At 74.6% G+C, this 25,614-nt stretch carries 26 protein-coding genes and 1 pseudogene; 11 read left to right on the top strand and 16 right to left on the bottom strand.

Going from position 1 to position 25,614, the window contains the following annotated elements:
* Positions 1 to 32 precede the first annotated feature (32 nt).
* Together ACFY23_RS31495 and ACFY23_RS31490 are read right to left on the bottom strand one after the other, a co-directional pair.
* Positions 33 to 905 (bottom strand): ABC transporter ATP-binding protein, encoded by an 873-nt coding sequence (locus tag ACFY23_RS31495; RefSeq protein WP_350685865.1) that lies wholly within the window; start codon positions 903 to 905, stop codon positions 33 to 35.
* Between the two features lie 236 nt (positions 906 to 1,141).
* Positions 1,142 to 1,219: a putative leader peptide gene (locus ACFY23_RS31490; protein ID WP_350819730.1), complete on the bottom strand. Its 78-nt coding sequence runs from the start codon at positions 1,217 to 1,219 to the stop codon at positions 1,142 to 1,144.
* 246 nt (positions 1,220 to 1,465) lie between these two features.
* Between ACFY23_RS31490 and ACFY23_RS31485 the strand changes: the two genes are divergently transcribed.
* The gene (locus ACFY23_RS31485) at positions 1,466 to 1,645 is read left to right on the top strand and encodes a DUF4236 domain-containing protein (protein ID WP_007075522.1); all 180 of its coding nucleotides are present in this window, start codon (positions 1,466 to 1,468) and stop codon (positions 1,643 to 1,645) included.
* Between the two features lie 53 nt (positions 1,646 to 1,698).
* Here the strand turns inward: ACFY23_RS31485 and ACFY23_RS31480 are convergent, their stop codons facing one another.
* Together ACFY23_RS31480 and ACFY23_RS31475 are read right to left on the bottom strand one after the other, a co-directional pair.
* A complete protein-coding gene (locus ACFY23_RS31480; RefSeq protein WP_350685868.1) occupies positions 1,699 to 2,595 on the bottom strand; it encodes a hypothetical protein in 897 nt (298 codons plus the stop codon).
* A gap of 254 nt (positions 2,596 to 2,849) precedes the next feature.
* A complete protein-coding gene (locus ACFY23_RS31475; RefSeq protein WP_350685870.1) occupies positions 2,850 to 3,371 on the bottom strand; it encodes a VOC family protein in 522 nt (173 codons plus the stop codon).
* Between the two features lie 50 nt (positions 3,372 to 3,421).
* Here ACFY23_RS31475 and ACFY23_RS31470 point away from each other — a divergent pair, with 50 nt between their 5' ends.
* Positions 3,422 to 3,883, top strand: coding sequence for a MarR family transcriptional regulator (locus tag ACFY23_RS31470; RefSeq protein WP_350685872.1), 462 nt, complete (start codon positions 3,422 to 3,424; stop codon positions 3,881 to 3,883).
* Positions 3,884 to 3,940: 57 nt separating this feature from the next.
* Positions 3,941 to 5,536 (top strand): tetratricopeptide repeat protein, encoded by a 1,596-nt coding sequence (locus tag ACFY23_RS31465; protein WP_350685873.1) that lies wholly within the window; start codon positions 3,941 to 3,943, stop codon positions 5,534 to 5,536.
* A 49-nt stretch (positions 5,537 to 5,585) separates the two neighbouring features.
* Here the strand turns inward: ACFY23_RS31465 and ACFY23_RS31460 are convergent, their stop codons facing one another.
* Together ACFY23_RS31460 and ACFY23_RS31455 are read right to left on the bottom strand one after the other, a co-directional pair.
* Positions 5,586 to 7,019: an ATP-binding protein gene (locus ACFY23_RS31460; RefSeq protein ID WP_350685877.1), complete on the bottom strand. Its 1,434-nt coding sequence runs from the start codon at positions 7,017 to 7,019 to the stop codon at positions 5,586 to 5,588.
* A gap of 98 nt (positions 7,020 to 7,117) precedes the next feature.
* Positions 7,118 to 7,774 carry a response regulator transcription factor gene (locus ACFY23_RS31455; RefSeq protein WP_350685874.1) on the bottom strand — a complete coding sequence of 219 codons (657 nt, stop codon included), beginning with the start codon at positions 7,772 to 7,774 and terminating at the stop codon, positions 7,118 to 7,120.
* 96 nt (positions 7,775 to 7,870) lie between these two features.
* On the opposite strand from ACFY23_RS31455, the gene ACFY23_RS31450 reads away from it, so the two are divergent.
* From ACFY23_RS31450 to ACFY23_RS31440, 3 genes are all read left to right on the top strand, one after another.
* A complete protein-coding gene (locus tag ACFY23_RS31450; protein ID WP_350685875.1) occupies positions 7,871 to 8,977 on the top strand; it encodes a sigma-E factor regulatory protein RseB domain-containing protein in 1,107 nt (368 codons plus the stop codon).
* Positions 8,978 to 9,240: 263 nt separating this feature from the next.
* Positions 9,241 to 11,460, top strand: a complete 2,220-nt coding sequence (locus ACFY23_RS31445) for an ATP-binding domain-containing protein (protein WP_350819728.1) — start codon at positions 9,241 to 9,243, stop codon at positions 11,458 to 11,460.
* Positions 11,461 to 12,014: 554 nt separating this feature from the next.
* Positions 12,015 to 12,599, top strand: a complete 585-nt coding sequence (locus ACFY23_RS31440; protein ID WP_350686536.1) for a hypothetical protein — start codon at positions 12,015 to 12,017, stop codon at positions 12,597 to 12,599.
* A 245-nt stretch (positions 12,600 to 12,844) separates the two neighbouring features.
* Here the strand turns inward: ACFY23_RS31440 and ACFY23_RS31435 are convergent, their stop codons facing one another.
* Positions 12,845 to 13,252, bottom strand: coding sequence for a hypothetical protein (locus ACFY23_RS31435; RefSeq protein WP_350686535.1), 408 nt, complete (start codon positions 13,250 to 13,252; stop codon positions 12,845 to 12,847).
* Positions 13,253 to 13,532: 280 nt separating this feature from the next.
* Here ACFY23_RS31435 and ACFY23_RS31430 point away from each other — a divergent pair, with 280 nt between their 5' ends.
* Positions 13,533 to 13,922, top strand: coding sequence for a hypothetical protein (locus tag ACFY23_RS31430; protein WP_350686534.1), 390 nt, complete (start codon positions 13,533 to 13,535; stop codon positions 13,920 to 13,922).
* 72 nt (positions 13,923 to 13,994) lie between these two features.
* Here ACFY23_RS31430 and ACFY23_RS31425 read toward each other — a convergent pair whose 3' ends face one another.
* Complete coding sequence (locus ACFY23_RS31425) at positions 13,995 to 14,948, bottom strand: sporulation protein (protein ID WP_350686532.1); 954 nt, start codon at positions 14,946 to 14,948, stop codon at positions 13,995 to 13,997.
* 286 nt (positions 14,949 to 15,234) lie between these two features.
* Between ACFY23_RS31425 and ACFY23_RS31420 the strand changes: the two genes are divergently transcribed.
* The 3 genes from ACFY23_RS31420 (at position 15,235) to ACFY23_RS31410 (ending at position 17,936) form a co-directional block, all read left to right on the top strand.
* Positions 15,235 to 15,627: a YciI family protein gene (locus tag ACFY23_RS31420; RefSeq protein ID WP_350686539.1), complete on the top strand. Its 393-nt coding sequence runs from the start codon at positions 15,235 to 15,237 to the stop codon at positions 15,625 to 15,627.
* Positions 15,628 to 15,693: 66 nt separating this feature from the next.
* Complete coding sequence (locus ACFY23_RS31415) at positions 15,694 to 16,890, top strand: RNA polymerase sigma factor (protein WP_387039087.1); 1,197 nt, start codon at positions 15,694 to 15,696, stop codon at positions 16,888 to 16,890.
* An 83-nt stretch (positions 16,891 to 16,973) separates the two neighbouring features.
* A complete protein-coding gene (locus tag ACFY23_RS31410) occupies positions 16,974 to 17,936 on the top strand; it encodes a TIGR03557 family F420-dependent LLM class oxidoreductase (protein ID WP_350686531.1) in 963 nt (320 codons plus the stop codon).
* Positions 17,937 to 18,218: 282 nt separating this feature from the next.
* Here the strand turns inward: ACFY23_RS31410 and ACFY23_RS31405 are convergent, their stop codons facing one another.
* The 7 genes from ACFY23_RS31405 to ACFY23_RS31375 form a co-directional block, all read right to left on the bottom strand.
* Positions 18,219 to 18,971, bottom strand: coding sequence for a hypothetical protein (locus ACFY23_RS31405; protein ID WP_350686529.1), 753 nt, complete (start codon positions 18,969 to 18,971; stop codon positions 18,219 to 18,221).
* A gap of 154 nt (positions 18,972 to 19,125) precedes the next feature.
* Positions 19,126 to 19,926, bottom strand: a complete 801-nt coding sequence (locus ACFY23_RS31400; RefSeq protein WP_350819761.1) for an endonuclease/exonuclease/phosphatase family protein — start codon at positions 19,924 to 19,926, stop codon at positions 19,126 to 19,128.
* An 8-nt stretch (positions 19,927 to 19,934) separates the two neighbouring features.
* Positions 19,935 to 21,425 (bottom strand): phosphatase PAP2 family protein, encoded by a 1,491-nt coding sequence (locus ACFY23_RS31395; RefSeq protein ID WP_350687114.1) that lies wholly within the window; start codon positions 21,423 to 21,425, stop codon positions 19,935 to 19,937.
* Between the two features lie 78 nt (positions 21,426 to 21,503).
* On the bottom strand, positions 21,504 to 22,505 hold the full coding sequence (locus ACFY23_RS31390; RefSeq protein ID WP_350687115.1) for a YihY/virulence factor BrkB family protein: 1,002 nt from the start codon (positions 22,503 to 22,505) through the stop codon (positions 21,504 to 21,506).
* Positions 22,498 to 23,499, bottom strand: a complete 1,002-nt coding sequence (locus ACFY23_RS31385) for a diacylglycerol kinase family protein (RefSeq protein WP_350687117.1) — start codon at positions 23,497 to 23,499, stop codon at positions 22,498 to 22,500. Before ACFY23_RS31385 ends, ACFY23_RS31390 begins: the two co-directional genes overlap by 8 nt.
* Before the next feature lie 115 nt (positions 23,500 to 23,614).
* Positions 23,615 to 24,193: a Clp protease N-terminal domain-containing protein gene (locus ACFY23_RS31380; protein WP_350819759.1), complete on the bottom strand. Its 579-nt coding sequence runs from the start codon at positions 24,191 to 24,193 to the stop codon at positions 23,615 to 23,617.
* Positions 24,193 to 24,429, bottom strand: coding sequence for an HTH domain-containing protein (locus ACFY23_RS31375; RefSeq protein WP_089001290.1), 237 nt, complete (start codon positions 24,427 to 24,429; stop codon positions 24,193 to 24,195). Before ACFY23_RS31375 ends, ACFY23_RS31380 begins: the two co-directional genes overlap by 1 nt.
* Positions 24,430 to 24,570: 141 nt before the next feature.
* On the opposite strand from ACFY23_RS31375, the gene ACFY23_RS31370 reads away from it, so the two are divergent.
* Positions 24,571 to 25,350, top strand: a complete 780-nt coding sequence (locus tag ACFY23_RS31370) for a PP2C family serine/threonine-protein phosphatase (protein ID WP_350687449.1) — start codon at positions 24,571 to 24,573, stop codon at positions 25,348 to 25,350.
* Positions 25,351 to 25,420: 70 nt separating this feature from the next.
* On the opposite strand, the pseudogene ACFY23_RS31365 reads toward ACFY23_RS31370, so the two are convergent.
* Positions 25,421 to 25,614: pseudogene (locus tag ACFY23_RS31365) on the bottom strand (hypothetical protein); the annotation flags it as partial.

Below are 25,614 nucleotides of genomic sequence, written 5' to 3'. Positions count from 1 at the left end.
GGCCCGGCTCGCGGGCGGCCCGCTCGACGACGTCAACCAATGAAGGCCTCCTCGGGTCGGGTCGCCGGGCCGGCGACCGGGTCGGTCGGTGCGGTGCGGCCCTCGGCGGCCCGCGCGCAGCGGACCTCGTCGCGACGCAGCGTCCGGAGCTGGTGCCGGTGGTGGCGGAAGGCGTCGGAGAGGCGGACGTCCTCCACGGCAGAGTGGTCGCCGAGGTCGATGTCGATGACCTGCTTGATCCGGCCGGGCCGGGAGGTCATCACCGCGACCCGCCGGCCGAGGCGGACCGCCTCGTCGATGTCGTGCGTGACGAACACGACGGTCTTGCCGGTGCGCTTCCAGATCCGCACCATCTCGTCCTGCAACGAGTTGCGGCTTCGGTCGTCGAGGGCGGCGAACGGCTCGTCCATCAACAGGATGTCCGGGTCGTACGCGAGGCTGCGGGCGATGGCCACCCGCTGCTTCATCCCGCCGGGAAGCTCGTGCGGGTAGCGGTCGGCGACCCCGGTGAGCCCCACCAGCTCCAGGTGGTGGGCGATCAGGTCGGCGCGCTGCGTGCGGGGCACGCCCCTGGCCTCCAGTCCGAACGCGACGTTGCCGGCGGCGGTGCGCCAGGGCAGCAACGCGTACCGCTGGAGGACGGTCCCGCGGTCCAGGCCGGGCCCGGTGACGGGCCGGCCGTCGACCAGCACCTGCCCGCCGGTCGGCCGGGACAGCCCGCCGAGCAGGTCGAGCAGGGTGGACTTGCCGCAGCCGCCGGGCCCGACGACGACCAGGAACTCGCCGGGGCGTACGCCGAGGGTGACCTGGTCCAGCGCGGTGACCGCGCCGTGGGACGCGCGCCGGCCGGCGCGGGCCGGGAAGGTCTTCGTCACCCGGTCGAAGAGGATCTTGTCGGTGCTCATGCCGCCGCGCCGACCACGGCGGTAAGGGGGGCGTCGGCGGGGAGCGCCGGCGCGGTCGCGGCGGCGAGGGCACGCGGCAGGGCACGACGGGGCGAAACCATGGAGGTCTCCTGATCTGTCCACGATGCGGCGGAGGAGCCCGACGAGGGCGGGAAGGCACGCACGCCGCTCCGCGTCGAGCGGACGGGCGGGTGAGGGTAAGGCGACGGCGACGGGCCGGGGTGGAGCCGGTCAGCTCAACAGAGCGCGCTCGCGTGCCGGACCAGGTCGACGTGCACGCGAGCGGTGAGGAGGAGCTCGTCCCGCCGCGACATGACCTCATGCTGCCGGCGGGCGGACCGGCCGGTCAACGCCCTTCCAGGAAGTGAGACAGGCGTCGCCACGTTCGCTACGTTGACGTCCGCGCCAGCGTTCATCGCCCTGGAACACCCATCTGGTTGATAGGAGTTCTCCGACCCGTGGGGAACGTCCACGACGGACCGGGCCGGGTTTCGGGAATCGGCGATCCGGGCATGTTCGGTTCCGTCAGGGCAGGGAAGGGAACCGAAGGGAGGCCCGCGATGGGTCTGATGTTCCGCAAGCGCAAGAAGTACGGCCCAATCATCCTAAACTTCACCGAGAACGGCTTCTCGTCCTGGAGCATCAAGATCGGTCGCTGGTCGTGGAACTCGCGGGCCAAGGCGCACCGGGTCGACCTGCCGGGCCCGCTGTCCTGGAAGCAGGACAAGTCCCGGGCGTGACGTCCCGAGGTCGCGCGGGGTGCCGGTGGTCTCCACCGGCACCCCGCTCGGCGTCAGGGAGTCGATCGCGCGTCCGGGGCCGCGATGACCACGTCGCCGCCGAGCCGGCCGTGCTCCGGGTCGCGGGTCACCTCCCCCGCTCCGAGCAGCCCGGTCAGCGCCCGGACGGCGTCGGCCGAGCGGTAGACGGTCGCGGTGAGGGCGTGCCGGCGCAGCTCGGTGACCGTACGCGGGCCGGAGCGGGCCAGCTCGGCCAGCAGTTCCCGGCGCAGCGGCCCGGGCTCGGGGGCCAGCGCGATGTCGAGCAGCCGGCCGGCCGGGTCGGCCGGGTCGCGGTAGCGGACCCCGGCGAACTCGTCGACCGCCCAGAGCGCCTCCTTGAACGCCTCCAGGCTCTTGTCCGATCCGGTCGCGAAGGCGAGCAGCCGCGCGGGCCCGCCGTCGGCGGGCACCAGTTCCACCTCGGTCGCCAGCGGGAAGCCGGCGTCGGCGAGGACACCCCGGGCGGGTGCGCCGGGCGTGGTGGCGAGCAGCACCTCGGCCGGCCTGCCGGCCGCCGCGGCGGTCAGCACGGCCGGGTCGGCGGAGCCGTCCACATACGACAGCAGGGGCCCGCCGGTCGCGCCGGCCGCCTTGAGCGCCACCGGCAGCCGGGCGGGCCCGCCCGGCACCAGGTGCACGGTCGCCTCGGCCGGCAGGTCCGCCTCCACCGCGCCCAGCCGCGCCGGCGGTTCCTCGGTGCCGGTGGCGAGCACGAGCACGGTGAGCTGGCGGCCCCGCAGCCGGTCGGCGTACTCGGCGACCACCCGCAGGGCGGCCTGGGCGGAGCCGGCGTCGCCTCCGTCGTACGCGAGGGCGACGGTGACCCGGCGGCCGCGGTGCAGCGCCCCCGGCAGCCAGGTCTCCAGGTGTCGGACGAGCAACTCGCGCAGGACGGCGTCGGTCGGCATGCTGCCGTTCTACCGCACCCGACGCGGGGCGGGCGCCGCGCCCCGGGCCGGGTCGGACGCCGCCGGGTCGGACGCCGCTGCGGGCTGGGACCCCGCGCCCTGGAGCGGACGCCGCGCCCCGAGCCGGACGCCGCTGCCCGGCCGAGCGGCTCGACGGCCAGGCCAGAGGGTGGCCTCGCCCGAGGGTGACCTCACCCGCCCGAGGGTGCCTCGCCCGGGGCCGGCCGGGCAGGGGATCCGCCGGGGTGGCCGGCTCAGGCCGGGACGGAGATGCCCACCCCGCCGCGGGTCTGGCCGCCGTAGCGCCGCCGCTCGGCGGCCAGGTCGAGCCGGCCGATCCGCTTGCGGGCCGCCAGGGCGGCGTCGTCGAGCCGGTCGGCGGGCACCAGCCAGACGACCTCGAACTCCAGCCCGTCCGGGTCCTGCCCGTAGAGGCTCTTGGTGGTGCCGTGGTCGGAGGTGCCGACGAGGGCGCCGGCGGCCGCGAGCCGCTCGGCGGTGACGGCCAGCTCGTCCAGGGTGTCGACCTCCCAGGCCAGGTGGTAGAGCCCGACGGTGCCGCGGCCGGCGGCGGAGCGCCGCGCGCCCTGGCCGACCTCGAACAGGCCGAGGTCGTGGTCGTTGGTGGAGCCGGGGGCCTGGAGGAAGGCGGCGCCCCGGAAGCCGTCCGGGGTCATCGGGATCTGCCGGAAGCCCAGCACCTCGCGGTAGAAGGCGACGCTGCGGGCGAGGTCACTGACGTAGAGCACGGCGTGGTTGAGGCGGTGGATTCCCATGTCACCGACGCTAGCGCCATTTGATTGAACATTCAACTACTAGGCGTATGATGGTCGTCATGACCCGCTGGCTGGACCCGGACGAGCAGCGCACCTGGCGTGCGTTCCTGACCGCCTCCCGCGCGTTGATGGAGACGCTCGACCGGGAGCTGCAACACGACGCCGGGATGCCGCACGCCTACTACGAGATCCTGGTCCGGCTCTCCGAGGCGCCGCAGCGGCGGCTGCGGATGAGCGACCTCGCCGAGGCGAGCGGCTCCTCCCGCAGCCGGCTCTCGCACGCCGTGGCCCGGCTGGAGGCGGCCGGCTGGGTCCGCCGCGAGGAGTGCCCGACCGACCGGCGCGGCCAGATCGCCGTCCTCACCGACGAGGGCTTCGCCACCCTCGCCGCCGCCGCGCCCGGCCATGTCGAGGGGGTACGCCGGCACCTGTTCGACGCGTTGAGCCCTGCCCAGGTGGACCAGTTGCGCCGGATCAGCGAGACGCTCGCCGACCACCTGACCGGATCCTGACCAATCCACCCCGGCGCGGGTCTTGTACTTACCGTCGTCGGATGAGCACGATGGGGCGTGCCTTCCGGCTTCGGGGAACTGACTGACCAGGCGCACCACCTGGTGTCCGCCGGCGACCTCGCCGGCGCCCAGCGGCTGCTCGCCGACGCGCTGACCGACGCCGACCCGCGCCCGGCCAACGCCACGCCCGAGCTGGCCGAGGCCGCCAGCCTCCAGGCCCGCGTGCTGGTCGCCCTCGGCGAACCGCACTCCGCCCGGGGCTGGGCCGCCTTCGCGTACGCGGCCACGAACAGGTTGCACGGGCGCTCCGACCAGCGCACCGTGGCCGCCGCGGCCACCCTCGCGGCGGTGCTGCACCGGGTCGGCAGCTGGTCCCGCGCCGCCCGGCTCTACCAGGAAGTGATCATCGAGCTGACCGCCCTGGACGGCCCGGAGTCGCTGCGGGTGCTCGCCGCCCACGCCGACCTGGCGACGGTGGAGTACGCGCGCGGCCAGTGTCAGGTGGCCCGCGACCGGCTCCAGGACGCCTGGGAGTTGCACCGCGAGGTCTACGGCGACGGGCATCCCAGCGGCATCAAGATGCTGGCGCGGCTCGGGGCGATGCAGCGTGACTGCGGGCAGTTCGCCGAGGCGCACGACAACCTGGCGCTGGCCCGGGAGCTCTGCCGGCAGCACCTCCCGGCCGACGATCCGTTGACGGCGCAGGTGGCGACGCTGGCCCGGGCGGCCGCCAACCCGGATCATGTCTGCGCCGACACCGCGCCCGTCGGCCGGGACGGTCCGATCGTGCCGTCGGCGCGCACCCCGCCCCCCGGCGACGCGCCGACGGCGTACCACCCCTCGCAGCCGGGCTACCGTCCCGCCGAGCCGGACCCGTACGAGCCGGACCCGTACGAGCCGATCGCCGGGCAGCAGCACCCGGTGCCGAATCCCCGGCAGCCGGCGGAGAACCCGGCGCGGGGCTGGTGGCCCCCGGAGCCCGACGCCGGGGACCGGCCCGCCGAGAGCGCCGTGCCGCCGTCGGTCGTGCCGCTGGCCGGTGGAGCCGCCGAGGAGGCCGACGGGGTGCACCGGGTCGGCCCGCCCGGCACGCCGGAGGAGCCGTACCAGCCGTACGAGTCGTCGCGGCTGCTGCCGGTGCCGGTGCACCGCGCGCCGGTCCGGCGGGGCAACCGGCTGCTGCCCGTCGTCGTGGGCGGCGTCGCGGTGGTGCTGCTCGGCACGGCGGCCGTGATCGCCGGGGTGGCGGGGATGGACGGCGACGACCCGGCGCCCCCGGCCGCGACCGGCGCGCCCGCCTCGACCCCCACCGGCGCCGGCCCGCCGGCCGCCACGGTCACCCCGCCCGCCACCGGCCCGACGGCGGAGGCGGCCGTCTCCCCCGGCACCCCGCCGGGCGCCGTCACCCTGCGCGACAACCGCGACAACGTCGCGCTGCGCTGGACGTACCCGGCCGGCGGCGAGGGCCCGGTGGTCATCTCGGGCGGCCGGGTCGGGCAGGCCCAGACGGCGTTCGCCAACCTGCCCGCCGGCACCACCGACTTCGTCGTCTACGGGCTGAACCGCAGCACCGACTACTGCTTCACCGTCGCCGTCGTGTGGTCGACCGACACGATCGCGCGGGCACCGGAGGTCTGCACCCGCCGCCGCTGACGCAGGTCCCCCGCCCTAGTCGCCACCGCCCGGCCCCGCTGGCGCGTCCTCAGGGCCGCTCCGGGTCGGGCAGGGCCGGCAGCAGCAGGCGCACCCGCAGCCCAGGGCCGCCGTCTCGGCCTGCGTCGGTCAGCTCGATCCGGCCGCCGGCCCGGCGGACCAGCTCGCGCACGATGGCCAGGCCGAGGCCGGCGCCCCCGTCGTCGCGCGCCCGCGCGTGGTCGAGCCGGGTGAACCGGCCGAACACCCGCTCCCGGTCCGCGGCCGGGATCCCCGGCCCGTCGTCGGTCACCGTCACCAGGTGGTACGCCGCCGCGCCGTCCCCGGCGTCGGTGGACCGGGCACCGCCGCCGGACCGCACGCCGCCGTCCGGGCCGGAAGTGGACCGGGGGCCGTCCCCGGGCTCGGCCGGCCCGGCCGCGAGCACCACCTCGCTCCGGGCGTGCCGTACCGCGTTGTCGACCAGGTTGGCCAGGACCCGGCGCAGCTCGTCGGGGTCGCCCTCGGTCCACAGCGGCGCCACCGGCGCGTCGAGGCGCACCGGCGGGGACGGGTACCGTCCCGCCACCGACGCGAGCAGCGCGCCCAGGTCGACCGGCCCGGTGGCCCGCGCCGGCGGGCGCTCGTCGAGGCGGGCCAGCAGCAGCAGGTCGTCGACGAGCCGGCCGAGCCGCTCGGTGTCGGCGAGCAGGTTCGCCGACACGGCCGTCCAGTCCGTCCGGTCGGCCAGCCGCCGGGCCACCTCCAGCTCCGTACGGATGTTCGCCAGCGGGCTGCGCAGCTCGTGGGCGGCGTCGGCGACGAAGGCCCGTTGCCGGTCCCGGGCCGACTCCAGCCGGCCCAGCATCCCGTTGAGGGTGACCGCCAGGCGGTGGATCTCGTCCTGCGAGGCCGGTACGGGCAGCCGCCCGCCGCCGTTGCGCCCGGTGATCTCCTCGGCGCCCCGGCGCAGCGTCTCCACCGGGCGCAGGGTGGCCCCGACGACCCGCCAGGCGACGGCGGCGAGCACGGCCACCAGCAGCGGGAAGCTCACCAGCAGGATGGTCCGGACGACGTGCGCGCTGTGCCGCGCGTCGGCCAGCGAGCGGGCCACCAGGACGGTGAGCGGGTCGGCGGCGGTGCCGGCCGGCACGGCCACCACCCGGACCGGCCCGGCCAGGTCGATCCGCTCCCCCGACACCGTCAGCCGCTGCCGCGCGCCGGCGTCGATCCGGTCGGGCGGGACCATCGGCACGAGCCGGTCGGCGTCGATCGAGGCGGCCCGCACCCGGCCCTGCGCGTCGAGCACCTGCACCCGGACCTGTCCCCCGGCCACGGGCAGGGGGTCGGGCAGGGCGTCCTCGGCGGCCAGCAGCGCCACGGCGTCGGCGGTCCGGAACGCCTCGGTGTCGACGGCGCGTTGCAGCGACCAGCCGAGCACGCCGAGCAGGACCAGCCCGCCGACGGCCAGCCCCACCGAGACGCCGAGGACCCCGACCACCATCAGCCGCCCCCGCAGCCCGAGCGCGGCACGCAGCCGCCGTGTCAGCAAGGGCCCCTTCCTATACCGGAGGCGATAGGAAGGGGCCCTTCCTTCGCCCGTCACGTGGCGAGCCGGTAGCCGGCGCCGCGGACCGTCTCCAGCCGTTCGCGGCCGATCTTGCGCCGCAGGTATCCGACGTAGACCTCGACCGCGTTGGGCGCGGTCTCGTCGCTGGCGTCCCAGACGTGGTCCAGCAGCTCGGTCTTGGAGACCACCTCGCCGGGGCGGCGCATCAGGTAGTCCAGCAGCGCGAACTCGCGGGCGGTCAACGCGACCTCGGCATCGGCCCGGGTCACCCGCCGCCGGGCCGGGTCGAGCCGCAGGTCGCCGACCGCGAGCACCGTCGGGCGTTCGGGCGCGCCGCGGCGCAGCAGGGCCCGCAGCCGGGCCAGCAGCACCACGTACGAGAAGGGCTTCGTGAGGTAGTCGTCGGCACCGCAGTCCAGCCCGTCGGCCTGGTCGTACTCGCCGTCCTTGGCCGAGAGCATGAGCACCGGCAGCCAGTGCTCCTCGGCGCGCAGCCGGCGGACCACCTCGTAGCCGGAGAGGCCGGGCAGCATCACGTCGAGGATCATCGCGTCGTAGCCGCCGTGCCGCGCCGCGTCGAGCCCCGCCGGGCCGGTCGCCGCCACGTCCACCGCGAACCCCTCGGCCTGCAGCCCCCGCTGCAGGGCGGACGCCAGCCGGGACTCGTCCTCCACCACCAGCACCCGCACGCAGTCAAGGGTGCCATCCCCGCGCGGGTGGCCGTACCGTCGTCCTCAGCGCCCTCACAGGGTCAACCGGGCAGGATGTCCACCAGGAGGTGTCACATGTCCGTCCTGAAGAGCCGTCCCGTCCTGCGGTGGCTGGTCCCGGTGACCGCCGTCGCGACCGTCATCGGCGGCGGCGCCGCGCTCGGCACGTTCGCCGCCCAGGCCGAGCCGAGCCTGCCGCCGCGCACCGCCGCCCAACTCCTGGTCGACCTGCAGACCTCCCGGTTGGAGGGGCTCTCCGGCACGGTCGTGCAGCGCGCCGACCTCGGCCTGCCGCCGCTGGCCGGGCTGGTCGGCGGCGACAACCTGACCGGTCTGCTGACCGGCACGCACACGCTGCGCGTCTGGCACTCCGGCCCGGACCGGCAGCGGATCGCCCTGCTGGACACGCTCGGCGAGCGGGACATCATCCGCAACGGTCGGGACGTGTGGACCTGGGACAGCCGGACCAACGCCGCCACCCACCGCACCCTGCCGGAGGGCGAGGGCGAGGCCGCCCCGGAGGTGCCGGCCACGCCGCAGGACGCGGCCGACCGGGCCCTCGCCGCGATCGACCCGAGCACCGAGGTGAGCGTCGGCCGGTCCGCCACGGTGGCCGGGCGGGACGCGTACGAGCTGGTGCTCGCGCCGCGCGACGCCGCCTCGCTGGTGCACCAGGTGCGTATCGCCATCGACGCGCGCGAGCACGTGCCGCTGCGCTTCGAGGTGTTCGCCGACGGCAGCGACCAGCCGGCCTTCGAGATGGCCTTCACCCAGGTGTCGTACGCCCGGCCGGACGCCGACCAGTTCACCTTCAACCCGCCGCCCGGCGTGAAGGTGACCGAGGAGACGCTCGGGGAGCGCTCCACGCGCAGGGATCGGGCGGGCGACGGCGAGCGGCCGGACGTGCGTACGGTCGGCGAGGGCTGGGGCACGGTGGTGGTCGCGCGGCTCGACGGCGCCGGTGCGGCCGGCGGCCCGGGCAAGGCCCCGGCGGCGGGCGCCGGCCGCGAACCGGCCGGCGAGGCGGCGGCGCTGCTCGGCGCGCTGCCGGCGGTCAGCGGCGACTGGGGCAGCGGGCGGCTGCTCACCGGGAAGCTGTTCAGCGTGCTGCTCACCGACGACGGCCGGGTGATCGCCGGGGCGGTGACCCCGGAGCGGCTCTACGAGGTGGCGAAGGGCTGAGAAGAGTCGACCGATCGGGGGCCCGCCACACGGCGGGCCCCCGACGCGTGTGTGGGGCGGCCCGTGACGTGGCCCGGCGCGCTTGGTCCGGACGGCCGGCGCGCGGTATCTTTCCCAGTTGGCGCAACAAAAAGGAACGGCTGTCGAAAGCCGTTCCGGGAACAGATACTAACCAATTGGGAGACGGCTTGTCAAGGCATTCCGCCGATTCCGCTGAATTGCAGTCCGACGACGAGATCGGCCGCGAACAGGAATACGTCTCGATGCTCTACCGGCGGCTGGACGGACTGCGTGAGCAGGCGTCCCACCGGCTGACCGAGGAGCTGCGGGCGACCGGCGGCACCCTCCAGGCCCGTTCCCAGCGCGACAGCGCGGTGCGGATGTACGCCGATCAGGTCGAGCAGTTCGCCGCGGTGGAGAACGGCCTCTGTTTCGGCCGCCTCGACACCGACGAGGGCGGCCCCCACTACATCGGCCGGATCGGCATCTTCGACACCAGCGGCGACTACGACCCGCTGCTGATGGACTGGCGCGCCCCGGCCGCCCGCGCCTTCTACCTCGCCACCGCCGCCAACCCCCAGGGCGTACGCCGCCGCCGGCACCTGCGCACCCGGGAGCGCAAGGTGACCGCGCTCAACGACGAGGTGCTGGACCTCGCCACCGCCTCCCCCACCGCGCACGAGGAGCTGACCGGCGAGGCGTCGCTGCTCGCCGCGCTCAACGCCGGCCGGACCGGCCGGATGCGCGACATCGTGGAGACCATCCAGGCCGAGCAGGACCGGATCATCCGCGCCGACCTGCCGGGCGTGCTCGTGGTGCAGGGCGGCCCGGGCACCGGCAAGACGGCGGTGGCGCTGCACCGCGCCGCGTACCTGCTCTACACCCACCGGCAGCAGCTCTCCACCCGGGGTGTGCTGCTGGTCGGCCCGAACGCCACGTTCCTGCGCTACATCTCGCAGGTGCTGCCGGCCCTCGCGGAGACGGGCGTGCTGCTGCGGACGCAGGGCGACCTGTTCCCCGGCGTCAGCGCCCGCCGCACCGAGCCCGCCGAGACCGCCGCGCTGAAGGGCCGGACCGTGATGGCAGACGTCCTGGCCGCCGCGGTGCGGGACCGGCAGTGGGTGCCCGACGAGCCGCTGGAGATCGAGCTGCCGCAGCAGGAGGTGCTCCGGCTCGACCCGGAGACCGTCCGCGCCGCCCGGGACCGGGCCCGCCGTCCCGGCCGCCCGCACAACCTGGCCCGGGCCCTCTTCGACGTCGAGATCGTCCACGCGCTCGCGGCCCAGGTCGCCGAGCGGATCGGCGCGGACCCGCTGGGCGGGGAGAACCTGCTGGAGGAGGCCGACGTCGCCGAGATCCGCCGCGAGCTGCGCGAGGAGCCCGAGGTGAAGGCCGTCCTGGACGAGCTCTGGCCGGTGCTCACGCCGCAGCGCCTGCTCGCCGACCTGTACGCCTCCACCGACCGGATCGCCGCCGCCGCGCCCATGCTCACCGACGCCGAGCGCGCCCTGCTGCACCGCGAGCCGGGCGGCTGGACGCCGGCCGACGTGCCGCTGCTGGACGAGGCGGCCGAACTGCTCGGCGAGGACGAGCGGGCCGCCGCCGCGCGCCGGGAGCGGATCCGGGCCATGCAACGGGAGTACGCCGAGGGCGTGCTCGAGATCGCCCGCGGCTCCCGGTCGATCGACGTGGAGGACGAGGCCGACGGCGGCGAGATCCTCGGCGTGACCGACCTGATCGACGCCGACCGGCTGCTGGAGCGGCAGGAGGAGGCGGACCGGCTGACCACCGCCCAGCGGGCCGCGGCCGACCGGAGCTGGGCGTTCGGGCACGTGATCGTCGACGAGGCGCAGGAGCTGTCGCCGATGGCGTGGCGGCTGCTGATGCGCCGCTGCCCGAGCCGCTCGATGACCATCGTCGGCGACGTGGCGCAGACCGGCGCGCTGGCCGGCACGCCGTCCTGGGCCGACGCGCTGGAGCCGTACGTGGCGCAGCGGTGGCGGCTGGAGGAGCTGACCGTCAGCTACCGCACCCCGGCCGAGATCATGGCGGTCGCCGCCGACGTGCTCGCCGAGATCGACCCGGCGCTGCGCCCGCCCCGCTCCGTACGCTCCAGCGGGGTGCCGCCGTGGGACCGCGCGGTGGCCCTGGAACGGCTGGCGGCGGAGGTGGTCGACGCGACGACCCGGGAGGCGGCCAGCCTCGACGACGGCCGGCTCGGGGTGATCGTGCCGGCCGGCCGGGTCGACGAGCTGGGGGCCGCGGTCACCGCCGCCCTTCCCGAGGCGGCCGTCGGCGAGCACCCGGAGCTGGAGAGCCGGGTGGTGGTGCTCACCGTCGCCCAGGCCAAGGGCCTCGAATTCGACTCGGTCCTGCTGGTCGACCCCGACCGCATCGTGGCCGAGTCCCCGCGGGGCCGCAGCGACCTCTACGTCGCCCTCACCCGCGCCACCCAACGCCTCGGCATCCTCCGCCCGGCCTGATCCTTGGGTGGGTCGCGTGGTGGGGGTGTGGCCCGCCGTGCCCGGCTCCGGGCGGTCAGGCTTGATCCCTGCGCCGGGCACGGCGGGCCACACCCCGTCGGCGGTCGCGCGCCATGGGGTGCCGGGGGCCTGTCGAGCCGTCCCGTTTGTGGGCCGCTCGGTGGCGCGGTGTGCTGTTATGTCCCATTTGTGAGGGCGGCTCGACAGGGGCCGGGCGGCGGCGTCCCGGGTGTCCGAGTCTTGGTGTGACCGGGGGCACCGCAGGCGTGGAATCGTGGCGGGGGCGGGGTCGTTACACCATGCGTACGGCCGAGCAGGACATGCCCCCGCCCTGGTGGCTGGCGTGTGCAGGCCCGGAATGATGACGGGCCGCCGGTCGTTACACATGGTCCCGGCCGGTGAGGGCATCCCCCCGCCCCGCTAGACGGCTGGTTCTGATCTTCCCGGCGCGACGCGCCGGATCTTTCCCCCGTAGTTCTTTGAGCGCCGGACGGTGCCTGCACCCTTCGCTGACCCCCTCGGCGTGTGGTGCCAACCCCCGAATGGAGCATCCGATGAACACGATCATGCGTAAGAGCGTTCTGGGTATTGCTGGTCTGGCCTTTGCCGGTGGTGTGTTCGCCGGTCCGGCTGCTGCTCACGCCGCCCCCGTGGTCGAGAGCGCCCCGGTTGCGGTGGCCGACAAGCCGGCCATGGATAAGGCGAAGCTGGTGCCGCATGGTGTGCAGGGCGAGCAGTCGCGTATCGACCTGACCGATGAGCAGGTCGCGAACACGAAGGCGATCATCGCGGCGACGAAGAAGGCCGGCATGGACGAGCGGGCCGCCGTGGTGGCGATCGCGACGGCGTTGCAGGAGTCGAAGCTGGAGAACCTGGGTCATCTGGGTGAGCGCAACGACCACGACTCGCAGGGGTTGTTCCAGCAGCGCCCGTCCTCGGGTTGGGGCACGGTCGAGCAGATCACCGACCCGGAGTACTCGACGATGGCGTTCCTGAAGGGCCTCAAGCAGGTCGACGGGTGGCAGGACATGCCGCTGACCGTGGCCGCGCAGACCGTGCAGGTGTCGGCGTACCCCGACCACTACGCCCAGTGGGAGCGGCAGGCCGCCGACCTGGTCGCCGAGCACTGGAACAGCTGACAGTCACGTGATGCCGCTGGCCGGTACCCCGTTCGGGGGTGCCGGCCAGCGGCGTCTTCGCATCCGGCGGACCGCCTCCTCTGGTCGTGACGCCGCCAGCAGGGCCGGCGCCGACGGCCGACTCGCGGATCTTGGACAGTTACCGGTCTCTCGGAGAGGAAACCGTCCAAGATCTACCGGCATCACCCGGCGGTGGTGCGGATCTCCGCCGCCGACGCCGTTGGGCCGGTAGGCCGCGACCGGGGTCATTCGTTGGTGAAGTTGCCGACCTGGCTGGCGGTGCTGGACTGGTCGCTGGTGGAGCCGCCGGCGGGAGTGCTCATGCCGCCGGTGGTGGCGTCGCCCGTGGTCGTGGGAGCCACCTTGCCGCGGTGCCGCTCGGGCTGCCGGGCCAGCCGCCGGGCGCTGGCCGGGCCGGCGGTGCCGCCGGTCGTGGTGATCGCGCCCTGCCCCCGGGTCGGGCCCCCGTCGCGCAGCACGTCCGGGTCGACCGGGACGTGGGCCGGGTCGTCGGGGTCCTCGTCCTGGATGACCCGCTGCACGTCGGTGCGGGGCACGGTCACCTCGTCCAGGACGCCCTCGCCGTACACGCCGCCGGCGATCCGGTCCTCGGCCCGACGGGCGGCGTCCTGTCGCATGTCGTCCTCGCGCACGTCCATCACCTCGCAGAAAGTGTCGGTCTTTGTGCGTCCCCGACGGCCGGCCCGGCAAACCCGCTCCGCCGGGCCGACGGCTCGTGACGTACCCCGGCCGTGGCGCGCTCCGCGTGCCCGGCGGAGCGGGTTTTTCCGGCCCCGGCCGCGTGTTACTGCCCCCGCCGGGTCGGGTAGACGGCGGGTGCCCCCGCCATGAACACGAACCGTGCCGTGGCCGAGACGCGGTAGCGGGGCGAGGGAGTGCAGGTACGACTCATCGCATCCTGAGGAGGACAAGATGAGCACGCAGGCTGCATCCACCAGGCCGATGAACCGGCCGGCGCAGGACGTGTCCAACCGCACGACCCAGGACCGCGCCATCCAGGAGACGCCCACCCGGCCGATGCCGATGGTGCACGACGGACGTCGGGAGGCCATGCAGGCGCCCGGCACGGAAACCAAGCCGTCGCTGCGGACCACCGAGTTCTGGGTCTACATCGCGGCCGTGATCGGCGTGCTGGCCGCGTCGCAGCTGGTCGGGCGGAACTCGGCCGGGGTGGACATCTTCCGGGCCGACAACGCCTGGTTCATGGTCACGTTGCTGACCCTCGGTTACCTGGGTAGCCGTGGTCTGGCCAAGGCCGGCAGCAACTGGCGCAGCGGTGAGGAGCGCAAGGCCCGGCACTGACCGGGTACCGCGCGCCACGACACGGGTGGCCTCCGGGACGTTGTCCCGGAGGCCACCGTCGTGTGTGGGGTCCTACTCCTCGAAGCCGCCGAAGTCCTCGGCGAAGTCGCCCTCGATCGCGTCCTCGATCATCTCGCCGGCGATCATGCCGCCGGCGAGACCGAGCGCGGCGCCGGCGACCACGCCACCCATGCCGGCGCCCCGGCCGCGCCCGTGGCCGTGCCCGCCGAAGCCCTGCGCCCGGAGGCTGCCGTAGCGGGAGGTGGTCTCCCGCAGCCAGCCGTCGACGACCTGGGCCCAGTCCGTCCGGTCGGCGTCGGCGTGCGAGACCCGGTAGTGGCCGAAGGCGTCGTGCCCGGCGGTGAGGAACCCGCCCCGCTTGTCGCACTCCAGAATGACCTCCACACCGTGCGGGCTGGTGACGAAGGTCAGCTCGACCTCGTTGATGGTCGACGCGTACTGGGGCGAGGCGAAGAACTCGATCTCCTGGTAGAACGGCAGCGTCTGCTGCGTGCCCCGGATGTGGCCGCGTTCCAGGTCGGCGTGCTTGAAGCGGAACCCGAGCCGCTGGAACGCCTCCAGGATCCGCTCGTGCACCGGCAGCGGGTGCACGTTGACCTGGTCCAGGTCGCCCTTGTCGACCGCCCGGGCGATCGCCAGCTCCGTACGCAGCCCCATCGTCATGCCGCGCAGCCGCTGGCCGTACACGTCGGTGATCGGGGTCTCCCACGGCACCGGGAGCTGGAACGGCAGGGAGAGCTGCTGCTTCGGGGCGAGCGTGAACGCGCCGCTGACCGGCAGCCGGTGGAACTCCATGATGCCGGCGTACTCGGTGTCGCCGCCCTCGATCTCGACCCGGGTGACCAGGCTGACGACGACCTGCTCGACGTTGGCCGGGGCGTCCCCGCCGACCAGGTTCACCTGGCCCTCCAGGGTCAGGCCGGGCCGGGTGTTCGGGTTGGTCAGGACGGTGTCGACGCTCGGCCCACCCACACCAAACGCGCTCAGCATCTTCTTGAAGACCATCGGAACTCCCGCGGGATGACGCCGCACTCCACCCTGGAGCGGCTCGCTGACTGGTCCGGACCCTATCCGGCACCCCTGTGAAGTGCCTGTGAAGGCGCGCGGGACGGACGCACCGGGGCCCGCCCCGGATGATGTCCGCCACCGGCAGCGCCCCGCCCGTGCGGGCCGCGGCGAAAATTCTCGGAATTTCTTCGGCCGACATGTCGAGGACCGGAGTGCCGGCTTCTACCTGTGGGTGAGAGCACCGATGATGGTGCGCAGCCGTGAGGAGACAGACGTGAAGTACATGTTGCTCATGCAGTTCAGCGCCGCCGGCACCGACTTCCCCTCGATCGACACCTGGACCCCTGAGGAGATCCGGGCGCACATCGGGTTCATGGCCGAGCTCAACGCCAAGCTGGCCGCCGACGGCGAGCTGGTCGACGGCCAGGGGCTCGCCGCACCCGACCAGGCGAAGATCGTCCGCGCGGGCGCCGACGGCGCGCCCGTGGTCACCGAGGGGCCGTTCGCCGAGACCAAGGAGTTCCTGGCGGGCTACTGGATCGTGGACTGCGACAGCCCCGAGCGGGCCGTCGCGCTGGCCGCGCACATCTCCACCGCGCCCGGCCCCGGCGGCCGGCCGCTGAACATGCCGATCGAGGTGCGCCCCGTCATGTCGGCCCCGCCACAGGAGATGTGACGACTGGACGTCGCCGAACCACCCGTCGAGGACCTGCTGCGCGAGCTGGCGCCGCAGGTCCTCGGCGTGCTCAGCCGCCGTTTCGGCGACTTCGCCACCGCCGAGGACGCCGTGCAGGAGGCGCTGCTGGCGGCGGCGACGCAGTGGCCGGTCGAGGGGACGCCGGACAACCCCCGCGGCTGGCTGATCCAGGTCGCGTACCGCCGGATGGTCGAACTGGTCCGCGCCGAGACGGCCCGGCGGCGGCGCGAGGACCTCGTCGCCCGCCGCGAGCCGGACGACCGACGCGCCGCGCCGCCACCGGACGAGGAACTGACCGCCGACCGGGACGACACCCTGACCCTGCTCTTCCTCTGCTGCCATCCGGCGCTCTCGCCAACCTCGGCGATCGCGCTGACCCTGCGCGCCGTCGGCGGCCTCGGCACGGCCGAGATCGCCCGCGCCTTCCTCGTGCCCGAGACCACGATGGCGCAGCGGATCAGCCGCGCCAAGCAGCGCATCCGCGGCTCCGGCATCCCGTTCCGGATGCCCGAACCGGCCGACCGCGAGGCCCGACTGGCCGCGGTACGGCACGTGCTCTACCTGATCTTCACCGAGGGGCACACCGCCAGCCTGGGCGCCGACCTGCGCCGGGTGGACCTGTCTGAGGAGGCGATCCGGCTGACCCGGGCGCTGCACGCGCTCCTGCCCGACGACAGCGAGGTGGCCGGCCTGCTCGCGCTGATGCTGCTCACCGACGCCCGCGCCGCCGCCCGGACCGGCCCGTCCGGCGAGCTGATCTCCCTGGCCGACCAGGACCGCAGCCGGTGGGACGCGGCCGCGATCGCCGAGGGGGTCACGCTGGTGACCCGGGCGCTGCCCCGCGGGCCGGTCGGGCCGTACCAACTCCAGGCGGCCATCGCCGCGCTGCACGACGAGGCGCCCAGCACCGAGGAGACCGACTGGCCGCAGATCCTCGCCCTCTACGAGGTGCTCGAACGCTTCTCCGGCAACCCGGTCGTAGCCCTCAACCGCGCGGTGGCGACCGCCATGGTGCACGGCCCGGCCGCGGGACTGGCGGCCCTCGACGCGCTGGACGCCGACCCCCGGCTCGCCGGGCACCACCGGCTGCCCGCCGCCCGCGCGCACCTGCACGAGATGGCCGGCGACCGGGAGCGCGCGGTCGCCGCCTACCGGGCTGCCGCCGCCCTGACCACGAGCACACCCGAGCAGCGCTACCTGACCATGCGCGCCGCCCGCCTCGCCGCCGGACGCAAGGGTTGACCGGCGCCGGGCGGGGTATCGGTGGGTGATCCGCCCGGGCCCGGCTGCCGACCCGCGCGGGAGACGGCTCGGAAGGAGAAGCGATGGTCAACGTCGGCTACACCCTGATGTGCGAACAGGCCGGCCCCAAGCAGCTCGTCGACTACGCGGTACGGGCGGAGGCGGCCGGCTTCGACCAGCTCGTCATCTCCGACCACTACTACCCGTGGCTGGATTCGCAGGGCCACGCCCCGTACGCCTGGTCGGTGCTCGGCGCGGTCGCGCACGCCACCAGCCGGGCGGAGCTGATGTCCTTCGTGACCTGCCCGATCCGCCGCTACCATCCGGCGGTCGTGGCGCAGAAGGCCAGCACCGTCGGGGTGCTCTCGGACGGCCGGTTCACCCTCGGTCTGGGCGCGGGCGAGAACCTCAACGAGCACGTGGTCGGCGGCTGGCCGCACGTGCAGCAGCGGCACGAGATGTTCGAGGAGGCGCTCCAGATCATCCGGCCCCTGCTCAACGGGGAGACGCTGACCTTCTCCGGCAACCACTACGACGTGCCCGACGCGTACGTGTGGGACCGGCCCGACCGCCCGGTGCCCATGGCGATCGCCGCCTCGGGCCGGCAGTCGGCCACCCTCGCCGCCGAGTACGGCAACGGCATCGTCGCCACCGAGCCGGACCCGCACATCATCGAGATGTACGAGGACGCCGGCGGCGCCGGGCAGCCGCGCTACGGGCAGGTGGCCATCTGCTACGGCCCCGACGAGGCGGAGTGCCGCAAGCTCGTGCACGACCAGTTCCGCTGGTTCGGGATGGGCTGGAAGGTCAACGCCGACCTGCCCGGAACGGAGTCGTTCGCCGCCGCCACCCAGTTCGTCCGGGAGGAGGACGTGGCCCAGGGGATCTCCTGCGGGCCCGACGTGGACCGGCACGTGGAGGCGTTCAAGAAGTTCGTCGACGCGGGCTTCACGCACGTGGCGATCGTGCAGGTGGGCGGCGAGACACAGCCGATGTTCCTGGACTGGGCGCAGGATCAGCTCCTGCCGAGGCTGCGCCGGCTGTGACGATCTCGCCGACCCGGTGGTGCCGCACGCCCGCACGCTCACCGTGCCGGGCGCGCACAACGTCGCGACCACCGCGCCGGCACAGGTCGCCGACGCGATCCGTGCCCTTCTCGCCCCGTCCCTGACGAACAGGTGATCACATGCGCATCGGCAACACGGAGATCCGCCCCGCCGGCGGCGGCCTGGGCTGCCTCCTGATGATCCTCTTCTCGATCGTCGCCTCGATCGTCCTGACCGTCCTCCTCAACCTGGTCCTCTAACCCGCGCTCGCCCGCCCCCCGGTCAGCGGCGCAGGCCGAGGGCGGCCAGCACCTCGCGGGTCGCCTGGCGGACCGGGTCGACGACGCTGCCGCGCAGCCAACGGGCCACCGGCGACACCGTCGTCCGCCACGCGGCGGCGACGGCCCGTCCCACCGGGCGTACGGCGTGCCGCCACAGCCAGCCCGCCGCGAGCACGAACGGCCGCAGGGTGAGCGCGTAGCACCACCACAGCAGCCGGCCCGTCATCCGCCACGCCCACGCCGCCGCGTCGAACAGCACCCGGCCGACGGCCAGCAACCAGCGGCCCAGCGCGGCGAGCCCGGCCGCCAGCAGGCGCCCGAGCGGGGCGAGGAGCCGGGCCAGCCAGCGCAGCGGCAGCCAGACCAGGTGGTACGCCAGCCAGGCCAGCGGCACCCACACCACCGTCCGGGCCAGCCAGGCCAGCCCGCGGGCGAGCCACACCAGCGGCACCCAGACCAGCGTCCGGACCAGCCAGGCGATGCCACGGGCGAGCCAGCACAGCGGCAGCCACAGCAGGTGACGCAGCAGCCAGCCGACCGGGCGCAGCAGCCAGCGGTCCAGGAACCGGCCGACCGGCGCGAGCAGCCAGCGGTGCAGCCACCCGCAGACGACGGCGACCAGCTCCCAGGCCAGCCGCGCGGGCACCACGACGACCAGCGCGATCCCCCGGGCGACGGCCACCATCAGCGGCGCGGACCCGGGAGTGGCGGAGGTTCCGGTGGCACGCGGAGCCGGGCCCGGCGAGTCGATCACCGGCACACGGTAACCAGCCCCGGCAAGCAACCCGGCGCCGGGCGCGTAAGGCAACCGGCAGGTGGCCGGGCAACCGGCAGGTGACCGGGCAACCGGCAGGTGACCGGGCAACCGGCAGCCGCTGGGCGGCGGCCAGGCAACCGGCCGGGTGGATTCAGGCCGGGTCGAGGGCCAGGTCGGCGACGACCGGGTAGTGGTCGGAGGCGTACTCGGCGTCGCCGCCCCGAACCACCCGGCAGCCCCGCACCCGCGCGGCCAGCGCCGGGGCGCCGAAGAGGTAGTCCAGGCGCATGCCGGAGAACTCCGCGCCGCCGTGCCGGGTCGGCGCGGTCAGCCCGGCGTCGGGCGTGCCGGCCGCCGTGTAGAGGTCGACCAGGCCGGCGGCGAGCAGCCGGGCCACCGCCCGGGTGTCCACCGTCCGCCCGTCCCGGCGCAGGTGACGGCGGCGGTACGCGGCGGGGAGCCGGGCGATCCGGTCGGTGTGGTCGGCGACGGGGTCGAGGGTGTTCAGGTCCCCGGCCAGCAGCCCCAGCTCCCCCGGCGCGCGGCGCAGCGCGGCGGCGGCCCAGCCCGCCTCGACGCGCCGCCGCAGCCCCGAGTACGGATCGAGGTGCACGCTCAGCACGGTCAGCGGGCCGGCGTCGGTTGCCACGGTGACCCGCTGCGCGGCGTGGTGGAACGGCCGGCGCACCCGGGCGGCGGCGAGGGCGCGCAGCGGCGGCCGGAGCAGCACCGCCACCGGCTGGCCGAAGCAGGACCGGGCGAGGTGGGGCCGCATGCCCACCCGGCCCGCGAAGTCGCCGAGCACGTCGCCCGAGTCGAAGTCCCGCAGCTCCTGCAGGGCCAGCACGTCCGGCCGCTGCGCGGCGACGACGCGCGCCAGCCGGTCCCGGCGGTCGGGGCCGCCCCGGTCCCGCCCGCCGGTCCGGATGTTCCAGGTCATCATCCGCAGCATCGGCGACGTCAGTCCGCCCGGGCGGCCTTGGCCAGCTCGTCGTCGAGGGTGTGCACCCCGGCGGACCCGATGCTGGGCCGGTTGCCCTCGCGCAGGTCATCGTTGGGGCGGACGACCCAGTAGAGCAGCCCGACCCAGAGGGCGGTGAGGATGATCGCGCCCATGAAGTCGGTGGGGTGGTGCATCCCCCGGTACATCCGGGAGATCGCCACGCCGGCCGGCATCGCCACCGCCAGCGCCACGAAGATCCACCGCCACCACCGGTCCGTACGCGAAAAGACGATGATCGCGATGGCGACCCAGACGCAGAGCGTGGCGGCGATGTGGCCGGACGGGAAGGAGGACGTCGGCATGGGGCCGTCCAGGTTGCCCACCGGCGGGCGCGGCCGGTCGACCGCGGCGGCGGAGGCGAGGAAGAGGCTCAGCTCGCCGAACATGGTCAGCGCGACGAACAGCACCGGCCGCCAGCGCCGCCACACGGCCAGCACCAGCGGGCAGAAGACCAGCGAGATGAGCAGGATGGCGTGGGTGTCGCCGGCCTTGCTCCACCAGTAGCTGAGGTCGTCCCGGTCGGGGGTGCGGTGCTCCGCGAACCACCTCGGCACGTCGGTGTCGAGGGTGGCGAAGACGGTGCCGCCGGCGTAATAGCTGACGAACATGCCGAAGCCGTAGAGCGCGCCGAGGACCAGCACCCAGCCGACGACCAGCTCGAACACGGCGGCCCGGGGGTGCGGCAGCAGGTGCGCCTCGTCGGGGGCGGGCGCCACCTCGTGCGCGGCCTCCGGCTCCAACCCCTCGGTCAGCGCCGGCACCGGCCGGCCCCGCTCCAACCGCCACAGCCGGAAGGCGTACGCGGTGACGCCGAGCCAGGCGGCGCCGAGCAGCCAGGCCCCGAGCACGTCGGAGACGAAGTGCACGCCCAGCGCGATCCGGGTCAGCCCGATCAGGAACACGACGGCGGCGACCAGGACGATCGCGGGCCTGCGCCAGCGGCGCGACATGGCCGGGAGGAAGACCAGCAGCAGCGCCCCGTACGCGACCATCGAGCCGAGCGCGTGCCCGCTGGGGAAGCTGTCCCCGGCGTAGCTGCCGATCGGCACCTCCACCTCGGGGCGCAGCCGGTCGACCAGCGTCTTGAGCGCCGGGTCGAGGATCAGCGCACCGAGACCGGTGACGATCAGGAACACCGCTAGCCGGCCCTGCCGGCGGATCAGCAGGCCGATCACGGCGACCGACACCAGCCAGATGATGACCGCCCGGCCGCCGAGGTCGGTGAGCGCGTTGAGCACGGTCACCAGCGGCCCGTGCGGGGCGACCAGATCGTTGAGCCAGGCGGCGACGCCGTGGTCGACGTCGTACAGCGGGCTCCAGCGGGTCCGGACCAGGACGAGGAGCACCCCGAAGGCGACCCCCGCGCCGAGCACGACCGCCAGGCCGGCCAGCGTCCGCTCGGTGAAGTGACCCAGGGGTCGACGCAACGCCTCTTTGACCGCGCCCACGGCAGCCTCCCTCTCGCTCCTGGCGTGCCGCAGTACCCGATCGGCGCTTCGCGTACACCGGGGGCCGTCCGAGACGGACTACAGGGAGGTCATGTCACCGGCGTCGTGGAGGCTCTCGCGCTCGGCCTCGGGCTCCCAGAGGTCGGGCTGGGCCGGCTCGGGCGCGCCGACCCGCAGCGCCTCCAACTGGGCGGCGAAGGAGAGCCCGCCGAAGAGCGCCATGCCGGTCAGGTTGGCCCACAGCAGCAGCGCCATCATGCCGGTCAGCGCGCCGTAGGTCTGGCCGAACCCGTCGCTGTACCGCACGTACGCGGCGAGGAGCAGGCTGGCCACCCACCACAGCACGGTGGCGATCCCGGCGCCGAAGAAGAGCCAGGACAGGCCGGGCTGGTTGCGGCGGGGGGCGTGCCGGAAGATCACCGCGACGGCCAGGACCGTCAGCCCGAGACTGAGCGGCCAGCGCACCACGTCCCAGACGCCGTTGGCGAACTCGCCCCAGGCGTAGTGCCGCTGCACCGAGTCGCCCATCGGGCCGCCGCCGACGAGGATCAGGAACCCGACCAACGCCGGTACGCCGGCGGTGAGGGCGAGAACGGCGGCGCGGACGTACTTCCACAGCGCCGGGCGGTCCCGCTCCACGCCGTAGATCCGGTTGGCCCCGCGCTCGATCTGCGCCATCGTGCTGGTCAGCGCGACCAGGCCGGTGATCATGCCGAGGCTGAGCGCCAGCTCCCCGGCGCGTTCGGTGCGGTCGCCCTCGCCGAGCAGCTCGGCCACCACCGGCTCGCTCGCCCCGGGCGTGAGCGCGAGCACCGTGTCGGCGACGACCTGGCCGCCCTCCTCCACGCCGAGTTCGCTGATCAGGCCGGTCAGCGCGATCATGAACGGCACCACGGCGAGGCACAGTTGCAGCGCGAACGCGCGGGAGTGGCTGAATCCGTCGCCGTAGCGGAACCGGATGAAGGCGTCCCGCAGCAGGTGCCAGCCGCCCTGCCGGCGCAGCGTGTGCCAGGCGTCGTCGGCGTTGAGTTCCTCGTCGGGCATCAGCCGGGTCTCCGGCACGATGCGGGTGCTACTCACCGCTCGCCTCTTCGATGAGCTGCTCGCCCCGCTCCCCGGCCGCCTCCGCGTCCTCGGCCAGGTCGGGAGCCCGCGCGGGCTGGGGCACGCAGAGCCAGAGGGCCCGCCGCCGGATCTCGGCCTTCAGGGTGCGGCCCGGCTCGATGAGGTCGCCGTCGAGCTCCCGGGGCTGGGCCCGGTTGCTGGTGATCTCGACGCGCCGGCCCCGGAAGACCTCCATCCGGGGGACCCGGTCCCGCCGGCGTACGACGGCCCAGCCGAGCTCCAGCCAGTGCCGCAGCGTACGCGGGGTCAGCACGGCGACGTCGAGGTAGCCGTCGTCGGGCTCGGCGTCGGTGAGCAGGCGCACCCCGCCCTGGAGACGCCCGACGTTGGCGATCAGGACGGAGCGGGCCCGCCGGCGGATCGGTTGCTGGTCGTCGATGCGGATGGACACCTTCATCGGCCGGTCGCGCAGGTGCTTGGCGGCCCCCACGACGTACGCCGGCCAGCCGATCCGCTTCTTGGTGGTCTCCGAGGTGTCGGCGAGCATCTGGGCGTCGAAGCCCATGCCGGCCATCACGGTGAAGTAGTGGTCCTCGACCGCACCGACGTCGAGCAGCCGGCGACCGCGCTCGACGGCGACCTCCAGCCCGGCGGCCAGGTCCCCGGAGAGGCCCAGGTTGGCCGCGAGCAGGTTGCCGGTGCCCTGCGGGAGCACGGCGAGCGCGACGTCCGTGCCGACCAGGCCGCTGACGCAGGACATCACGGTGCCGTCGCCGCCGCAGGCGAAGACCACGTCCACGCCGGCCGCGACCGCCTTCTCGGTCTGGCCGCGGCCCGGATCCTCCACCGTGGTCTCGAACCAGATCGGCTCGGGCCAGCCGGCGGCGGCGAGGGCGTCGTGGACCGTGCGACGCAGCTCGTCGAGGTCGGCCACCTTCACCGGGTTGACCACCACGGCGGAGCGCAGGCCGCCGTCGTGGGCCGCGCGCCTGTCCTGTCGAGGATCCACGGCGCCAGTGTGCAGCAGATCCAGCGCGGCAGCGAGCCGGCAACGCGGTGACGTTACGCGCAGCGCAAACGGGTTTACGATGCCGCTCCGGGTCACCGGCCCGTCCGCTTCGGGCTCAGGCCGCCGCCCGCAGCGCGGTCTCCACCCGCCGGCGCAGGTCGTCCAGGTCGGCCCCGGCCTCGGTGAGCACCAGCGCGCCCAGTCCCCGCCCCTCGCGCAGCACCCCGAGCAGGATGTGCTCGGTGCCGATGTGGCGGTGACGCAGCCGCAGCGCCTCCCGCAGCGACAGCTCCAACACCTTCTTCGCTCGGGGCGAGAACGGCCCGCCCGCGTACCGCCGGCGGCCCCAGCGGCGGCGCGGGGCCGGCGCCGCCTCGCGCAGCGCGTCCGGGCCGAACGACTCCTCGATCCGGGCCACGATCGCGGCGAGGTCGATGCCGATCTCCCGCAGGGCGGCGGCGTCGGCGTCGGCGAGGCCGGTGCCGCCCCGCTCGGTGTGCCGCCGGAGGCGAGCCCGCAGGTCGTCGGCGCGGACGCCGGACTCGGCGAGCACCCGCGCGGCGAGGCTGTCCCCGTCGGCGAGGAGGGCGAGCAGCAGGTGCTCGGTGCCGACCGGCCGCTGGCCCTCGGCCCGGGCCTCGTCCCGCGCGGCTCGCACCACGGTGCGGGCCCGGTCGGTGAACCGTTCGAACATCACGCCTCCCAGGAGGATCCGACCGCCGGTCGCCCGGCGTGCTTCTTGTGGACCGCCTGCCGGCTGACCTCCAGCTCGTCGGCGATCTCCTGCCAGGACCAGCCCTGTCGACGGGCGTTGTCCACCTGGACCACCTCGAGCCGCTCGAGCAGCCGGCGCAGCGCGCGGACGGCGCGCAGCCCGACCCGGGGGTCGGTGCTGCCAGCCGCCGCGGCGAGTTCCGTTGCCTGACTCATGCTGTCAACGTACGTTGACACGCGTCCTCGTGTCAACCCATGTTGACACCCGGATCCGACTCGCCCGGTGCTACCGTCCGCCGGTGCCCAGCCTTCGCCCGCCGGCCCGCCGAGGCCCCCGAGCCCGATGCCGAGGTTTCCGTGCCCGATGAGGTTCCCGCGCCCGGTGCGCCGCGCCGCCATCCGCTCGGCGAGATCACGGTGGAGGCCGTCGGCGGCAGCGTCGTCGGCAACCGCTACCCGGCCAACTTCGACGTGCTGCACGTCGACCCGGCCCTGCCGTTCGCGGCGGTGGCCGACGGGATGGGCGCCGGCGAGGGCAGCCGCCGGGCCGGCGCCACGGCGATGGGCACCCTGGTCGCCCAGGTCCGGGCCGCCTGGCCCGGCGTCGACCCCCGGCAGTTGCGCGCCGCCGTGGCCGGCGTCCAGTCGGCCGTACGCGCCGCCGGCGCGGGCCTGGCCGAGCTGACCGGCTGCACCCTGACCGCCCTGCTCGTCGAGCCCGACGGCGGCCAGGGCTGGCTCCTCCAACTCGGCGACTCCCGCGCGTACCGGCTGCGCGACGGCCTGCTGGAGCTGATGACCGTCGACCACACGGCGGCCTGGCTGGGCGTGCTGCACGGCTGGTACCCGGCCGACTCCCCCGCCGCCGCCCGCGCCCGCTACCAGTTGACCCGCTACGCCGGGCACCCGGGCGAGCCGGAAGCGGACCTGCTCGCCGTGTCGCTGCGCCCCGGCGACGTGTGGCTGCTCTGCACCGACGGGGTCAGCGACCAGGTGGACTACCACCTGACGCGGGAGCTGCTCGCGGCGCCACGACCGGAGGAGGCGGTCCGGGACCTGCTCGACGCCACCCTGAAGGCGGGCGGCGACGACAACGCCACCGCCGTGATCCTCCGGGTCCACGCCCCGCCCCACTGACCACTGGATGCGAAGACGCCGCTGGCCGGCACCCCGAACAGGGGTACCGGCCAGCGGCATCACGTGACTGTCAGCTGTTCCAGTGCTCGGCGACCAGGTCAGCGGCCTGCCGCTCCCACTGCGCGTAGTGGTCCGGGTACGCCGACACCTGCACCGTCTGCGCGGCCACGGTCAGCGGCATGTCCTGCCACCCGTCGACCTGCTTGAGACCCTTCAGGAACGCCATCGTCGAGTACTCCGGGTCGGTGATCTGCTCGACCGTGC

The sequence above is a fragment of the Micromonospora sp. NPDC000121 genome, from assembly GCF_042899165.1.
In the GTDB taxonomy this organism is placed as follows: Bacteria; Actinomycetota; Actinomycetes; order Mycobacteriales; family Micromonosporaceae; genus Micromonospora.
The sequence above is the reverse complement of the archived record's forward strand: the minus strand, read 5'-3'. Positions and strand labels throughout refer to the sequence as shown.

What these genes read in the sequence shown, in the direction of transcription:
- ACFY23_RS31460 (WP_350685877.1), bottom strand. Translation starts at nt 7,019, where the DNA reads ATGGTGGTCGGGGTCCTCGGCGTCTCGGTGGGGCTGGCCGTCGGCGGG.
- ACFY23_RS31425 (WP_350686532.1), bottom strand. Translation starts at nt 14,948, where the DNA reads ATGGTCTTCAAGAAGATGCTGAGCGCGTTTGGTGTGGGTGGGCCGAGC.
- ACFY23_RS31430 (WP_350686534.1), top strand. Translation starts at nt 13,533, where the DNA reads ATGAGCACGCAGGCTGCATCCACCAGGCCGATGAACCGGCCGGCGCAG.
- ACFY23_RS31440 (WP_350686536.1), top strand. Translation starts at nt 12,015, where the DNA reads ATGAACACGATCATGCGTAAGAGCGTTCTGGGTATTGCTGGTCTGGCC.
- ACFY23_RS31400 (WP_350819761.1), bottom strand. Translation starts at nt 19,926, where the DNA reads ATGCTGCGGATGATGACCTGGAACATCCGGACCGGCGGGCGGGACCGG.
- ACFY23_RS31485 (WP_007075522.1), top strand. Translation starts at nt 1,466, where the DNA reads ATGGGTCTGATGTTCCGCAAGCGCAAGAAGTACGGCCCAATCATCCTA.
- ACFY23_RS31445 (WP_350819728.1), top strand. Translation starts at nt 9,241, where the DNA reads ATGCTCTACCGGCGGCTGGACGGACTGCGTGAGCAGGCGTCCCACCGG.
- ACFY23_RS31410 (WP_350686531.1), top strand. Translation starts at nt 16,974, where the DNA reads ATGGTCAACGTCGGCTACACCCTGATGTGCGAACAGGCCGGCCCCAAG.
- ACFY23_RS31420 (WP_350686539.1), top strand. Translation starts at nt 15,235, where the DNA reads ATGTTGCTCATGCAGTTCAGCGCCGCCGGCACCGACTTCCCCTCGATC.
- ACFY23_RS31450 (WP_350685875.1), top strand. Translation starts at nt 7,871, where the DNA reads ATGTCCGTCCTGAAGAGCCGTCCCGTCCTGCGGTGGCTGGTCCCGGTG.
- ACFY23_RS31475 (WP_350685870.1), bottom strand. Translation starts at nt 3,371, where the DNA reads ATGGGAATCCACCGCCTCAACCACGCCGTGCTCTACGTCAGTGACCTC.
- ACFY23_RS31490 (WP_350819730.1), bottom strand. Translation starts at nt 1,219, where the DNA reads ATGTCGCGGCGGGACGAGCTCCTCCTCACCGCTCGCGTGCACGTCGAC.
- ACFY23_RS31480 (WP_350685868.1), bottom strand. Translation starts at nt 2,595, where the DNA reads ATGCCGACCGACGCCGTCCTGCGCGAGTTGCTCGTCCGACACCTGGAG.
- ACFY23_RS31495 (WP_350685865.1), bottom strand. Translation starts at nt 905, where the DNA reads ATGAGCACCGACAAGATCCTCTTCGACCGGGTGACGAAGACCTTCCCG.
- ACFY23_RS31375 (WP_089001290.1), bottom strand. Translation starts at nt 24,429, where the DNA reads ATGAGTCAGGCAACGGAACTCGCCGCGGCGGCTGGCAGCACCGACCCC.
- ACFY23_RS31470 (WP_350685872.1), top strand. Translation starts at nt 3,422, where the DNA reads ATGGTCGTCATGACCCGCTGGCTGGACCCGGACGAGCAGCGCACCTGG.
- ACFY23_RS31380 (WP_350819759.1), bottom strand. Translation starts at nt 24,193, where the DNA reads ATGTTCGAACGGTTCACCGACCGGGCCCGCACCGTGGTGCGAGCCGCG.